Genomic DNA, 13,387 nt, shown 5'->3' on the forward strand with positions numbered 1-13,387 from the left:
CTTAAGGAGTCCTTCGCGTGATACCCGGGAGAGACGTCAGTTGGCCGACGCGTTCTCGATGATGTTGTTCTGGTCACGCGTATCGCTACGGCCCGTCTTGAACGGGGACGTGGACGTGGCGTACGGCGTCTGGCCGATCTCCTGCAGCGCCTCGGCATTGCTGGCCGTCGGGTTGTCCTGACGGAACTGGATGTACTGGGCGAAGTCCTCCGGGGAGACCGCCCGCAGCTCGAAGTTCATCATCGCGTGGTAGACGCCACACATCTCGGCGCAACGTCCGACGAAGGCGCCCTCGCTGTCGATCTGCTCGACCTGGAACATGCTCAGCTGCTGGTTGCGGCCGGGGTGCGGCATGACGTCCAGCTTGTAGATGAACTCGGGGATCCAGAACGAGTGGATCACGTCGGCCGAGGCGAGGCGGAACTCGATCCGGGTATCGGTCGGAACCACCAGTACCGGGACCTCCTCGGAGGTGCCGACGGTCTCGATGTTGTTGTAGTGCAGGTACGACTTGTCCTCCGCGAGGCGGCCGTGGATCGGGCCACCCGCGGCGGGCATTCCCTCGTGACCGAGAGCCTCACGCTGTTCGTCGGAGAGCACGCCGGCCTCCTCGGCCTGGCGGGTCGCCTCCTCGTTGGTGCCGTCCGCGATGGTCACACCGTCGACGTCGACCTTGTTGTAACCGAACTTCCAGTTCCACTGGAACGCGGTCACGTCGACGCGGACCCCCACCTCGTCCTCGGGACGCAGGTCGAGCACCTTGTTCTGCGTGATGACGGTGAAGTAGAAGAGGATCGAGATGATCACGAACGGCACTGCCGTGTAGATCAACTCGAGCGGCACGTTGTACGCCGTCTGACGGGGGAACTCCCCGTTGTCGTTCTTCTTCTTTCGATGGAATGCCATCGACCAGAAGATGAGGCCCCACACGAAGAAGCCGACGATCAGCGACGTGATGACGGTGCCCGTCCAGAACTCACGAATCGCGACGCCCTCGGGGGTGATCCCGGTGGGGAACCCGAAGTTGATCGTCTGGTTCCACCACTTGTTGTCGGTGTGGAGGCTACAACCGGACAACAGCAAGCCCAATGTGCCGAGAGACACAGCCAGTGTCGCCCTGCGCGTCCGACGACGCCCGTCACGCTGTTCCACCATCACGCCTTCCTGATCAGCGGCACCGACCACATGGCCGGGACACCTAAGAAGAGTAGACCACGACTCTCAGTTTGGATGCCGCGGGTCCGGCAATTCACCCGATGCGCCCCCGCGCCGTCCGCCGGAGCGGTACGGGGGCCCGGGACCAGTAGTATTCGAACCCGTCGCGGTCCGTCCTTGCGGGCCCTGCTCCATTACCGACTTCCGATCGACGAGGTACCCGACGCATGTGTGGCCTACTTGGTCTGCTCACCCCCGACGGCTCCGCCCGCACCCACGAGAACCGGGTGCTGAGCGCCATGGGATGCCAGCGGCACCGCGGTCCCGACGAGGTCGGTACGTGGGTCGACGAGAACGTGGCGTTCGGTTTCAACCGGCTCTCGATCATCGACATCGCCCACTCGCACCAGCCGCTGCGCTGGGGGCCGCCTGAGCAGCCCGACCGCTACGCGCTCGTGTTCAACGGTGAGATCTACAACTATGTGGAACTCCGTGCGGAACTGCGGGAGAAGCACGGCGCCGAGTTCCGAACGGAGGGCGACGGCGAGCCGATCGTCGTGGCGTTCCATCACTGGGGCCCCGCCGCGGTCCGCCGACTCCGCGGCATGTTCGCCTTCGCGATCTGGGACACCGTCGAGCGCTCGCTCTTCGTCGCCCGCGACCCGTTCGGGATCAAGCCGCTGTACATCGCGAGCGGCAAGGGCGGCACGGTCTTCGCCAGCGAGAAGAAGTCCGTGACGGAACTGCTCGACCTCGTCGTCGTCGACACCTCCCTCGACACCCGCGCCCTGCAGCACTACGTCACCCTCCAGTACGTCCCCGAGGACGAGACCCTCACCCGCGGGGTCCGGCGCCTCGAGTCCGGCTGCCACGCGCGCATCACCCCCGGCGCCGCACCGGTCATCGAGCGGTACTTCGAGCCCACCTTCCCCGTCGTGCCCGTCGCGGACGGCGACACCGAGCGTCGCTACGACCAGATCGCCTCGGCGCTCGAGGACTCCGTCGCCAAACACATGCGCGCCGACGTGACCGTGGGCTCGTTCCTGTCCGGCGGCATCGACTCCACAGCGATCGCCGCACTCGCCCGCCGGCACAACGAGAACCTGCTGACTTTCACCACCGGTTTCGAGCGCGAGGGTTACTCCGAGATCGACGTGGCCGCCGAGTCCGCCGCGGCGATCGGCGTCGAGCACATCGTCAAGGTGGTCTCCCCCGAGGAGTTCGCCGCCGCGATCCCCGAGATCATCTGGTACCTCGACGAGCCGGTCGCCGACCCTGCCCTGGTCCCCCTCTACTTCGTGGCCCGCGAGGCGCGAAAGCACGTCAAGGTGGTCCTGTCCGGTGAGGGCGCCGACGAACTGTTCGGCGGCTACACGATCTACAAGGAGCCGCTCTCCCTCGCGCCGTTCGAGAAGATCCCCGGCGGCCTGAGGCGCGCGCTGGGCAAGGCCAGCACCCGGATCCCCGAGGGCACCCGCGGCAAGAGTCTTCTGCACCGCGGTTCGATGAGCCTCGAGGACCGCTACTACGGCAACGCCCGCTCGTTCTCCGAGGAGCAGGTCCGGTCCGTGCTACGCGACTACCGTCCGGAGTGGGGGCACCAGGACGTCACCGCGCCGATCTACGAGCGCTCCCGCGGCTGGGACCCGGTCGCGCGGATGCAGCACCTGGATCTGTTCACCTGGCTGCGCGGCGACATCCTCGTCAAGGCGGACAAGGTCACCATGGCCAACTCTCTCGAGCTGCGGGTGCCGTTCCTCGACCGCGAGGTCTACGACGTGGCCTCCCGTCTGCCGCACTCCGAGAAGATCTCGCACGGCACCACCAAATACGCGCTACGCCGCGCGCTCGAGCGGATCGTCCCGGCGCACGTGCTGCACCGCAAGAAGCTCGGCTTTCCCGTGCCGACCCGCCACTGGCTGGCCGGCCCCGAGCTGCACGACTGGGCCCGCGAGCACGTCCTGGCCTCCGGCACGGACGAGTACGTCGACAAGGCGGCGGTCCTGCGGATGCTCGACGAGCACCGCCGCGGGGACTCCGATCACAGCCGTCGGATCTGGACGATGCTCTGCTTCATGATCTGGCACGGAATCTTCGTCGAGGGCCGGATCGTCCCGGACATCGAGCAGCGCGACTACCCCGTCCGTCTCTGACCGGGACGGACCGTCCGTCCCAACGAGCAGAGCGTTCAGCACACGATTCCCGGGTGAAGGTGTGCTGGACGCTCTGCTCGTTGCGAGGTGGCCCGGATCAGTCAGGCAGGAGCGCGGCGAGCTCCTCGGCCGCCTCGTCGCCGTAGGTCTCGGCCAGACGACGACGAGCGGCCACGGGGTCGATCGTCCACTCCTGGGTACCGGTGGTCTCCAGGACATGGGTGGCGATGAGCGCACCGAACTGGGCGGAACGCTCCAGCGACAGCCCGTCGAGCACGCCGCTGAGGAAGCCGGCGCGGAAGGCGTCACCGACGCCCGTGGGGTCGAGCAGGTTGGTCGAGGGCACGATGCCGACCTCGATCGGCTCCGCCCCCTGCTCCACGATCACGACGCCCTTGCCACCGCGAGTGGTGATGCGGGTGCCGACCCTGGCGTCGAGCTCCTCGGCACTCCACCCGGTCTTGTTGAGCAGGAGCTCGTACTCGTACTCGTTGGTGAACAGGTAGCGGGCGCCGTCGACGAGCGCGGCAGCCGCCTCGCCGTCGAGGAAGGCCAGCTGCTGCGACGGATCGGCCGCGAAGTCCAGCCCGAGCTCGCGGCACTCCGCGGTGTGCGAGTTCATCGCTGTCGGGTCGTTGGCGCCGATCAGCACCAGCTCGGGCCGACCGATCCGCTCGACGAGCTTCGGCAGAGAGATGGTGGAGGCCTCCCCCATCGCACCCGGGTAGAAGGACGCGAGCTGGGCCATATCCGAATCGGTGGTGCACACGAAGCGGGCGGTGTGCAGCGCCGAGCTGATGTGCACCGCCGAACAATCAACGCCGTGACGCTCGAGCCAGGCGCGGTAGTCCGCGAAGTCCTCGCCGGCGGCACCCACCAGGTGCGGCTGGCGGCCGAGCACGCCGAGCGCGAACGCGATGTTCCCGCCGACCCCTCCGCGACGGATCTGGAGCGAATCCACGAGGAAGCTCAGCGACACGTGCGCGAGCTGGTCCGGCAGCAGCTGCTCGGAGAATCGACCCGAGAAGGTCATGAGGTGGTCGGTGGCGATGGAACCGGTGATGACGACGGGCATGCCCCAGACAGTAGACGACCCGGGCCGACGATCTGTCGGCCCGGGTCGTCAGTTGAGACCGTGTGGTCAGTTGAACGAGTCGCCGCAGGCGCACGAACCGGTCGCCTGGGGGTTGTCGATCGTGAAGCCCTGCTTCTCGATGGTGTCGACGAAATCGATCGAGGCGCCCGTCAGGTACGGGACGCTCATGCGGTCGACGGCGAGCTTGACGCCACCGAAGTCATCGATGACGTCGCCGTCCAGCGAACGGTCATCGAAGAAGAGCTGGTAGCGCAGGCCGGCACAACCACCGGGCTGAACGGCGATACGCAGCGACAGATCGTCACGACCCTCCTGCTCGAGCAGGGCCTTTGCCTTGGAAGCGGCGGCGTCTGTGAGCAGAACGCCGGTGGCGGTGTTCTCCGCAGTGGTCATGTCGGTTCTCCTTGCGATCTACAGAGGGCTTCGGGGACGTCTCGTGTGTGTCAACGCCCAGCGGGGAGTCCTCTATTCCCCGGCATCCGTTCCGCTGCCCACGATACGCCTGCCACCGCGTATGGGTGAATGTCCGGCCCCGTTCCCCGATCGCCTAGCCTGGTCATGTGAAGTTGCGCGCATTCGGCTCCAGAGATGACGAGAACGGCAAGGGCTCACCCGCCCCCGAGGCCCGGCCCGAACCGGAGCCGGACACCGGGCCCGTCGTCGACCCGCGCAAGCCCGCGGGCAAGGGCAAGCCGACCCCCAGACGTCGCGACCAGGAGCGGGCCCGCGGTATGCGTCAGGGCCCGGTCACGGCTCCGCTGACCCGCAAGGAGGCCCGGGACCGCCGCAAGGCCGCCGAGGCCGACATGACCAAGGAAGAGCGCAAGGAGGCCAAGGCCGGGGCCCGGGCCGCGCGCGAGGAGCGCCGCCAGCTCATGATGGAGGGGGACGACCGTTACGTGCTCTCCCGCGACCGAGGCGAGGTCCGCCGGTTCGCCCGCGACTGGGTGGACACCCACCGCCGCCTCATCAACTGGTTCATGCCGCTGGCACTGTTCGTGATCGTCTTCCAGCTGATCCCGAACCCCACGTTGATGGTGTACAGCCAGACGCTGTTCCTCGTGCTCATCGCCGTCGTCGTCATCGACGGGATCCTTCTCGGCCGTACGGTCAACCGCGTGGTCCGGGAACGCTACCCCGACACCGAGGACACCGGGTTCGGTATGGGCTGGTACGCCGTCATGCGCGCGACGCAGCCCCGGATGCTGCGCACGCCGCGTCCGCGTGTCCGCCCCGGCGACACGATCTGATCTGATCGCGAGCGCCCTGCTCCCCGCACCGCTCTGATCCACCGACCTCCCCCGGAAGGGCCGAACCCCATGCGCCAGCTCGTCCTCGGCGGTACCCGCTCGGGCAAGTCCGTTCACGCCGAGTCCGTGGCCGGTTCCGCCGGCGCCGACGTGGTCTATGTCGCCACCGCCCGTCACGATGCGGACGACGAGGAGATGTCGGCACGTATCGCGGCGCACCGGGGCCGCCGGCCCGCGCACTGGACCATCGAGGAGACCGACGAGGTCGTCCGCGTCCTACGGGATCACCCGTCCGGGACCGTGCTAGTGGACGATCTCGGCGGCTGGCTGACCCGCCGGATGGACGCGACGCTAGGCTGGACCGACGGTGGTGCGGCCGTGGCCACCGAGCTGGACGAGCTCGTCTCCGCGGTCGCCGGCCGCACCGGCCCGGTGGTCCTGGTCTCCCCGGAGGTCGGGCTCGGGGTGGTGTCCGAGACGCTCGCGGGCCGACTGTTCGCCGACATGATCGGATCGCTCAACCGACGCCTGGCCGAGGTCTGTGATTCGGCGGTGCTCGTCGTCGCCGGTCGGGTCCTCCCCCTGACCGGCGGGACGGCAGCGGCGCCGAGCGACGTGGCCGTCCCCGCCGCTCCCTCCGCCGGACCTCCTGCCGTGCCCCTGCCGCGGTCCGGGACCGACGACGACAACGCCGCCGCCGACGACGATGACGACAACGCCATCACCGGGTCCCCCGCCACCGACACGGGGCCGGGTTCGGAGTTCGCCGGCCTCCGCGACGTCGGGTACTACGACGACCCGGTTGCCTTCGGCCCCGTCCACCCGCCTTCCCACACGGTGTCGGAGCAGGCACGGGACCGGCAACTGACGCTCACCAAGCCGGCCGGTTCGCTCGGCCGTCTCGAAGAGCTGGCGACGTGGATCGCCGCCTGCCAGGACGCGTGCCCGCCCCGCCGGCTCGAGCGGGCCCGGGTCGTGGTGTTCGCCGGCGACCACGGCATCGCCGAGCACGGGGTCTCCGCTTTCCCGCAGGAGGTCACGTTGCAGATGGCCGACAACATCGTCGGCGGCGGTGCGGCCGTATCGGTGCTGGCCAGGCAGGCGGGCGCCACCGTCCGGGTGGCCGATATCGCGATGTCGGCCGAGCGCCCGGGTGGGCTCGACGATCACAAGATCCGACGTTCCTCCGGCGCGATCGACCGCGAGGACGCGCTGACCGGGGACGAGGTGCGGGCCGCGATCGCCGCGGGCCGCCGGATCGCCGACGAGGAGGTCGACGCAGGGGCGGATCTGCTGATCGCCGGAGACCTCGGGATCGGCAACACCACCCCCGCCACCGTGCTCGCGTGCCTGATCACCGGCCGCGAACCGGTCGAGCTGGTCGGGCGGGGTACCGGGATCGACGACGAGGGGTGGATGCGCAAGACCGCCGCCATCCGCGACGCCATGTTCCGGGCGTCCGGTGATGTGCGGGATCCGGTCGCGATGCTCCGCAAGGTCGCCGGCGCCGACATCGCCGCGATGGCCGGCTTCCTCGCCCAGGCCGCGCTCCGCAGGACGCCGTGCATTCTCGACGGCTCCGTGGTGACCGCCGGGGCGCTCATGGCCGAGGCCCTCGCGCCGGGCTCGCGCCAGTGGTGGGTGGCCGGGCACCGAAGTGCCGAGCCGGCTCACACCGCCGCGCTGACCTATCTGACCCTCGAGCCGGTTCTCGAGCACTCCATGCGCCTCGGCGAGGGCAGTGGCGCCGTCGCCGCGCTGTCGGTCGTCCACAACGCGATCGCGATCCTCACGGAGATGGCGACCTTCGCCGACGCCGGGGTCAGCGGCAGGGACGACTGACCTCTCGTGCTGGACGCGGTGCGGGTGTCGCTGTCGTGGATGACCGTGCTGCCCGTCGGTCGCACCGGTGTTCCCGATGCAGCCACAGCCGGGCGCGCGATGACGGCATTGCCGGTAGTGGGGCTGACCTGCGGGGCCCTGGCCACCGCGACCGCCCACAGCGTGCACGCCCTCGGCGCGGGCGCCTTGTTGTCCGGTGTCGTGGGGGTCGCGGCGGTGCTCGCCCTGACCCGCGGAATGCATGTCGACGCGCTGGCCGACACCGCTGACGCGCTGGGCTCGTACGCCGGTCCGGAGCGGGCCCTTCAGATCATGCGCTCCGGGTCGATCGGTCCGATGGGGGCCGCGGTACTCGCCCTGACTCTTCTCGCCGAGGTCGCGGCGCTGGGCCAACTCGTCGACTCGGGTGCCTGGCTCGCGCCGATCGCCGCGTTCGTCGTCTCGCGTTGCCTGCCGGTCGCGCTCCTCCGACGGGGCATTCCGCCCGCGTCGCCGACGGGGTTCGGTGCGATGGTCGCCGGGTCCCAGTCCCGGGTGTCCGTGGCCGGGGTCGGCCTGCTGACCGTGGTCGCAGGTGCCGGCCTGGCGGGCACGGGACCGCTCCCCGATCACTGGTGGATGCCGGCCGTGGGCGCCGCCGTGGGCCCGGCCACGTTCCTCGCGACCGCCGCCGTCGGCCGTCATGTGGTCCGCCGGCTGGGCGGCATCAACGGCGATGTGCTGGGCGCCGCCATAGAGACGGGAACGGCGGCGACTCTCGTCGCCGCCGTTCTCCTGCTCTGATCGGTCTCCGGGCCGGGTCGGGGTGACCGACCGGCGTCACCGGGCGGACCGCGGCCGTCAGGCCAGGGTGGTCATCCAGCCGAACGGATCCTCGACGGAGCCGCGCTGGATGCCTGTGAGGGTCTCGCGCAGCCGCATGGTGATCTCGCCCGGCCCGCCGTCCCCGACCGTGTAGCCCCCGCCGGCATGCTTGACGGAGCCGACGGGGGTGATCACGGCTGCGGTGCCGCAGGCGAAGACCTCGGAGATCTCCCCGGTGGCCACCCCGGACTCCCACTCCTCCACCGAGACCTTGCGCTCGGTGACCGGGTAGCCCAGGTGCCGGGCCAGCTGCAGAAGACTGTCGCGGGTGACGCCGGGCAGCAGCGAACCGGACAGCTCGGGAGTGACGATCTGCGCGGAGTCCCCGGAGCCCAGGATGAAGAACAGGTTCATCCCGCCCATCTCCTCGACGTACTTACGCTCGATCGCGTCGAGCCAGACCACCTGGTCGCAGCCCTCGGCCGCGGCCTGCTCCTGCGCGCGCAGGGACGCCGCGTAGTTTCCACCGAACTTCGCGGCACCGGTGCCGCCGGGGCTGGCGCGCACGTACTCGGTGCTCAGCCAGACGCTGACGGGCGCGACGCCGCGCGAGAAGTACGCGCCCGCGGGTGAGGCGATCACGGAGTACATGTACTCCTCGGCCGGTCGCACGCCGAGTCCGCTCTCGGTGGCGATCATGAACGGTCGGAGGTAGAGGGCCTCCTCGCCGCCGGCGGCGGGCACCCAGTCGCGATCGATCGCGATGAGCTGCCGCAGCGACTCCATGAACAGGTCCTCCGGGATCTGCGGCATGGCGAGTCGCTGCGCAGACCTGTTGAACCGGGCCGCGTTCTGCTCCGGACGGAAGGAGGCGATCGAGTCGTCCGCCTGGCGGTACGCCTTGAGCCCCTCGAAGATCGTCTGCGCGTAGTGGAGGACGACGGCCGAAGGATCAATGCTCAGCGGGCCGTACGCCTCGATGACGGGCGTACCCCAGGCGCCGTCGGCGTAGTTGATGGTGACCATGTGGTCGGTGAAGTGCTGGCCGAAGCCGGGCGACGCCAGGATGGCCTCGCGGTCCTGCGCTGATCTCGGCGAGGCAGAGGGACGGATATCGAAGTCGGACATGAGGTCTCGTTCCTGGAATGGGTGGTGCGTGGTCAGCGGGTGCGAATCTCGATGAGCGGGGGTACCGCGAGGCGGCAAGCTACCTCGCGCCCGCGTACGTCCACCACGACCTCGTCGTTCTTCTTCAGTCCCGCGTCCAGCTCGATGAACGCCAGCGCAATGCCGGTCTTGAGAGTCGGCGAGAAGGTGCCGGAGCTGGTGACGCCCACGTCGCGACCGCCGGCCCGCACCGTCTGCCCGGCGCGCAGCACCCCGCGGCCCGTCACCTCGAGCGCGTACATGCGGCGCGCGGGCCCGGCCTCCTTCTTCTGCAGCAGCGCCTCGCGGCCCCAGAAGCCGGGCTTGTCCCAACCGATGGCCCATGCGCAGCGCGCCTCGAGCGGATTGAGATCCACGGACAGCTCGTTGCCGTGCAGCGGGTACCCGGCCTCGGTACGCAGCGAGTCGCGTGCCCCGAGCCCGCAGAGGGCACCCTCGCGGGCGAGGACCTGCTCGGCGAGTGCATCCCAGAGGGCGCCTGCGTGCTCCCACTCGGGCAGGACCTCGAAGCCGTACTCGCCGGTGTAGCCGGTGCGGCAGATCCGGACGAAACTCCCGTTCCAGTCGGCGTCGACGTAGGCCATGTAGTCCAGGTCGGTGGGCAGGCCGAGGGCGGTGAGGACCTCGCCGGACCGCGGCCCCTGGACGGCGATCACGGCGCGCGAGCGGTGCTGGTCGGTGATGGTGATCCCGGGCGCGCGCTCGGCGGCGGCGGCCTGCAGCATCCGCACGACCTCGGCGGTGTTGGCGGCGTTGGGGATGAGGAAGATCTCCTCGTCGGAGACGCGGTAGGCGATCAGGTCGTCGACCACGCCGCCGCGGTCGTCACAGCACAGGGTGTACTGCGCGCTGCCGGCGGAGATCCGGTCGATGTCGTTCGTGAAGCACGAGTTGACGAACTCGGCGGCGCCCGGCCCGGTCAGGAGCGCCTTGCCCAGGTGGCTCACGTCGAACAGCCCGACGGAGGCGCGGGTCGCGGTGTGCTCGGCGACGGTTCCGGAGTACTGCACAGGCATCGACCAGCCACCGAACGGCGCGAAAGTCGCCCCGGCGTCGGCATGGCGGGAGTGCAGTGGCCCCTCGTAGAGGTCTCCGGTATCAGTCATGTCGCCACTCCTCGCGCTCTCCAGTACGGCTGGACCCCCACGTTAGTCGATAGACTATGGTGCCCTCGCCGTGGCGGCCCACGCCACGGCACGCGGGCCCCGGGACCTGTTCCCGCCATTGTGCCCAGCCAGTTGCCCACGACCCCAGGAGCGCCATATGCCGACCGCGGATTCGATCCTCAGCCACGACCCGGACCTCGCCCCGATCGAGGCGGTCACCTCGCCTGTGAAGTCCGACGTGGTGGTGGTGGGAATCGCCGCGGATGCCGCTGCCGACGGCGAGAAGAAGGCGGCCCCCGTCGTCGTCGCCCCGGGTCTCGAGGGTGACGCGACCGCGGCGTTGGCCACACTCGCCCGTTCGATCGGCGCGTCGACGAAGGTCGGCGCGACCACCCGCGTGCCGGCGCCGGCGGGCGTCCCCGGTGATTCGGTCGTGTTGGTGGGCCTGGGTGGCTCCGAGGAGGAGCGGACCGACGAGGTCCTGCGCCGTGCGGCCGGTGCCGCCGCCCGCGCCTGCCGGGGCCTCGGGTCGGCGCTGGTCCTTCTCGACGCCGGGCGCGCGGAGGCCGTCGCCCTGGGCGCCGGGTTGGGATCCTTCACGCCGGCCAAGGTCACCGCGAAGGACGAGAAGAACGACGACGACGCAACCGCCGCGGACACCCTCCGGGTATTCGTCGGCGAGGCGGGCTCGGACGCGGTCTCCCGGGCCGCCACCATCGCCGAGTGCGTCGGTCTGGCCCGCGACCTCGTCAACACCCCGCCCAACCTGTTGTTCCCGGGCTCGTTCGCTGATCGCGCAGCGGCACTTGCCGCGGAGGCCGGCCTGGAGGTCGAGGTGCTGGACGAGGCCGCGCTCGCCGAGGGCGGGTTCGGCGGCATCCTCGCCGTGGGTGGCGGCTCGTCCCGCGGCCCACGCCTGGTGCGTCTAACCCATCGTGGCGGCCAGGGGCGCCCGACGGTCGCGCTCGTGGGCAAGGGCGTCACGTTCGACACCGGCGGCATCTCCATCAAGCCCGCCGCGGGCATGGAGCAGATGACCATGGACATGGGCGGCGCCGCGGCCGTGGTCGCCACCGTGATCCTGGCCGCGCGCCTCGGGCTGGACATGACCGTCATCGCCTCGGTGCCGATGGCCGAGAACATGCCGTCGTCCACCGCCTACCGTCCCGGCGACGTGCTGACCATGTACGGCGGGACGACAGTCGAGGTGCAGAACACCGACGCCGAGGGCCGGCTCATCCTGGCCGACGCGATCGTGCGCGCCTGCGAGGACTCGCCCTCACACCTCATCGACACCGCGACCCTGACCGGTGCCCAGATGGTCGCGCTCGGCAAGAAGACGCCGGGCGTCATGGGCACCGAGGATTTCCGCGACCGCGTCTCCGAGCTCAGCCGCGGGGTCGGCGAGGGTGGCTGGTCGATGCCGCTGCCCGAGGAGCTGCGCGACGGTCTGGACTCGGAGGTCGCCGACATGACCAACGTGACCCCGCACCGCTGGGGCGGCATGCTCTCGGCGGGCCTGTTCCTGCGGGAGTTCGTGGCCGAGGGCGTGGAGTGGGCGCATATCGACATCGCCGGCCCGGCGTACAACGACGGCGGCCCGGAGGGCTATCTGCCCAAGGGCGCGACCGGCGTGCCGGTGAGGACCATGCTCGCGGTGCTCGAGGACATCGCCGCGACCAACTGACGGCGTTCGGCGGCGACCGGCCGCCGACGGCTTCCGGGGCCGACGGGCGGGCTACCGCTCGTCGGCCCCGCGCATCTGTTCGCGTAGACGTTCGGCGCGCTCGCGACGCTCCCGCTTGATGCGGACCTCTTCGTAGTCACGCATCCGCTGCGGGTACCCGTTCACGGAGGCGTCGAAGAGCGGCACCTTCAGTTCGGAGGTGATCCGACGGGCGGTGGCCAGGTCACCGACCGGACGACGCGTCCACTCGCCGTCGAACGCCACGAGGCACAGTCCCGGAACGGAGACCAGTGTCTCCGGCTCCAGGAAGGCCTCGACCCCCACGCGGGTGCGGCACCACCGGCGGAAGTGGTCCAGATCGGCCGGGTCAGCGGGGATCCGGGCGTTCCGCCGTCGGAAGATGTCCTGGATCCCCATCGTCGGCCTCCTTCCGCCGGACCCCCGTCCGGGGTGGGTCCGACCATGATGTGGCGATCGTACCGAGCCTCAGCGGCCGAGATCTGAGCGGCCACCTGCCGGAACCGGGTCCGGCCTGCGCCCGGATCGGTGCGTCCGGCAACGCCGACCAGTGGCAGAAGGCACAATGGACGACGATCATCTGGACCGGGCGCCACCGCGGACCGGTCCGGTGCTCCGACGAACAGATTGTTGCCCAACCCACGTCGCCGCTCATCGCGGGTGCGGACCGCGCCCGGGAGCTGCGCCTAAGAACTCTCGAGGAGTCACGACACCATGGCCTTCTCCGTACAGATGCCGGCACTCGGTGAATCCGTCAGCGAGGGAACCGTCACCCGCTGGCTCAAGAAGGAGGGGGACACGGTCGAGGTCGACGAGCCTTTGCTCGAGGTCTCCACCGACAAGGTCGACACCGAGATCCCTTCACCCACCGCGGGTACGCTGACCAAGATCATCGCCGGCGAGGACGAGACCGTCGAGATCGGCGGCGAGCTCGCCGTCATCGACGACGGCTCGGGCGGAGCCGACGATTCCGCCTCCGGCGAGGCCGCCGCCGAGCCGGCCGAGGACACCTCCTCGGACGATTCGGCCGACGAGCCGGCCGAGGAGACCCCGGCCCCGACCGAGAAGCCCTCCGGCGGCAGCAACAAGGGCGGCGGCAAGGGCACCGA

12 protein-coding genes are annotated in these 13,387 nt (G+C 70.0%); 6 read left to right on the top strand and 6 right to left on the bottom strand.

All coding sequences use genetic code 11. The features are described from left to right. Nucleotides 1-36 precede the first annotated feature (36 nt). The gene (gene ctaC / locus K3888_RS06725; RefSeq protein ID WP_230929484.1) at nt 37-1,155 is read right to left on the bottom strand and encodes an aa3-type cytochrome oxidase subunit II; all 1,119 of its coding nucleotides are present in this window, start codon (nt 1,153-1,155) and stop codon (nt 37-39) included. Between the two features lie 227 nt (nt 1,156-1,382). Between ctaC and asnB the strand changes: the two genes are divergently transcribed. Continuing rightward, a complete protein-coding gene (gene asnB, locus K3888_RS06730; protein ID WP_230929485.1) occupies nt 1,383-3,308 on the top strand; it encodes an asparagine synthase (glutamine-hydrolyzing) in 1,926 nt (641 codons plus the stop codon). Nucleotides 3,309-3,405: 97 nt separating this feature from the next. Here asnB and K3888_RS06735 read toward each other — a convergent pair whose 3' ends face one another. Together K3888_RS06735 and K3888_RS06740 are read right to left on the bottom strand one after the other, a co-directional pair. After that, nucleotides 3,406-4,383: a carbohydrate kinase family protein gene (locus K3888_RS06735; RefSeq protein ID WP_230929486.1), complete on the bottom strand. Its 978-nt coding sequence runs from the start codon at nt 4,381-4,383 to the stop codon at nt 3,406-3,408. A 66-nt stretch (nt 4,384-4,449) separates the two neighbouring features. Further along, on the bottom strand, nt 4,450-4,797 hold the full coding sequence (locus K3888_RS06740; protein WP_230929487.1) for a HesB/IscA family protein: 348 nt from the start codon (nt 4,795-4,797) through the stop codon (nt 4,450-4,452). 167 nt (nt 4,798-4,964) lie between these two features. Here K3888_RS06740 and K3888_RS06745 point away from each other — a divergent pair, with 167 nt between their 5' ends. The 3 genes from K3888_RS06745 to K3888_RS06755 all read left to right on the top strand — a co-directional run bounded on the left by K3888_RS06745 (nt 4,965) and on the right by K3888_RS06755 (nt 8,279). After that, on the top strand, nt 4,965-5,654 hold the full coding sequence (locus K3888_RS06745; protein ID WP_230929488.1) for a DUF3043 domain-containing protein: 690 nt from the start codon (nt 4,965-4,967) through the stop codon (nt 5,652-5,654). A 69-nt stretch (nt 5,655-5,723) separates the two neighbouring features. Then, complete coding sequence (gene cobT / locus K3888_RS06750; RefSeq protein ID WP_230929489.1) at nt 5,724-7,496, top strand: nicotinate-nucleotide--dimethylbenzimidazole phosphoribosyltransferase; 1,773 nt, start codon at nt 5,724-5,726, stop codon at nt 7,494-7,496. Between the two features lie 6 nt (nt 7,497-7,502). After that, the gene (locus K3888_RS06755; RefSeq protein WP_230929490.1) at nt 7,503-8,279 is read left to right on the top strand and encodes an adenosylcobinamide-GDP ribazoletransferase; all 777 of its coding nucleotides are present in this window, start codon (nt 7,503-7,505) and stop codon (nt 8,277-8,279) included. Between the two features lie 57 nt (nt 8,280-8,336). Here the strand turns inward: K3888_RS06755 and K3888_RS06760 are convergent, their stop codons facing one another. Together K3888_RS06760 and gcvT are read right to left on the bottom strand one after the other, a co-directional pair. Beyond that, nucleotides 8,337-9,428 (bottom strand): branched-chain amino acid aminotransferase, encoded by a 1,092-nt coding sequence (locus tag K3888_RS06760; RefSeq protein WP_230929491.1) that lies wholly within the window; start codon nt 9,426-9,428, stop codon nt 8,337-8,339. A gap of 32 nt (nt 9,429-9,460) precedes the next feature. Beyond that, complete coding sequence (gene gcvT, locus K3888_RS06765; RefSeq protein WP_230929492.1) at nt 9,461-10,573, bottom strand: glycine cleavage system aminomethyltransferase GcvT; 1,113 nt, start codon at nt 10,571-10,573, stop codon at nt 9,461-9,463. A 157-nt stretch (nt 10,574-10,730) separates the two neighbouring features. Here gcvT and K3888_RS06770 point away from each other — a divergent pair, with 157 nt between their 5' ends. After that, entirely contained in the window at nt 10,731-12,260 is a 1,530-nt protein-coding gene (locus tag K3888_RS06770; protein ID WP_230929493.1) for a leucyl aminopeptidase, read from the top strand. Between the two features lie 51 nt (nt 12,261-12,311). On the opposite strand, the gene K3888_RS06775 is transcribed toward K3888_RS06770, so the two are convergent. Then, nucleotides 12,312-12,677, bottom strand: a complete 366-nt coding sequence (locus K3888_RS06775; RefSeq protein ID WP_230929494.1) for an oxidoreductase — start codon at nt 12,675-12,677, stop codon at nt 12,312-12,314. A gap of 315 nt (nt 12,678-12,992) precedes the next feature. On the opposite strand from K3888_RS06775, the gene K3888_RS06780 reads away from it, so the two are divergent. After that, nucleotides 12,993-13,387 (top strand): biotin/lipoyl-containing protein (locus tag K3888_RS06780; protein WP_308281912.1); only part of this gene is annotated, 395 nt, incomplete at its 3' end.

The organism is Dietzia aurantiaca, from assembly GCF_021033825.1.
Lineage (GTDB): Bacteria > Actinomycetota > Actinomycetes > Mycobacteriales > Mycobacteriaceae > Dietzia > Dietzia aurantiaca.

What these genes read in the sequence shown, in the direction of transcription:
- ctaC (WP_230929484.1), bottom strand. Translation starts at nt 1,155, where the DNA reads ATGGTGGAACAGCGTGACGGGCGTCGTCGGACGCGCAGGGCGACACTG.
- asnB (WP_230929485.1), top strand. Translation starts at nt 1,383, where the DNA reads ATGTGTGGCCTACTTGGTCTGCTCACCCCCGACGGCTCCGCCCGCACC.
- K3888_RS06735 (WP_230929486.1), bottom strand. Translation starts at nt 4,383, where the DNA reads ATGCCCGTCGTCATCACCGGTTCCATCGCCACCGACCACCTCATGACC.
- K3888_RS06740 (WP_230929487.1), bottom strand. Translation starts at nt 4,797, where the DNA reads ATGACCACTGCGGAGAACACCGCCACCGGCGTTCTGCTCACAGACGCC.
- cobT (WP_230929489.1), top strand. Translation starts at nt 5,724, where the DNA reads ATGCGCCAGCTCGTCCTCGGCGGTACCCGCTCGGGCAAGTCCGTTCAC.
- K3888_RS06760 (WP_230929491.1), bottom strand. Translation starts at nt 9,428, where the DNA reads ATGTCCGACTTCGATATCCGTCCCTCTGCCTCGCCGAGATCAGCGCAG.
- gcvT (WP_230929492.1), bottom strand. Translation starts at nt 10,573, where the DNA reads ATGACTGATACCGGAGACCTCTACGAGGGGCCACTGCACTCCCGCCAT.
- K3888_RS06770 (WP_230929493.1), top strand. Translation starts at nt 10,731, where the DNA reads ATGCCGACCGCGGATTCGATCCTCAGCCACGACCCGGACCTCGCCCCG.
- K3888_RS06775 (WP_230929494.1), bottom strand. Translation starts at nt 12,677, where the DNA reads ATGGGGATCCAGGACATCTTCCGACGGCGGAACGCCCGGATCCCCGCT.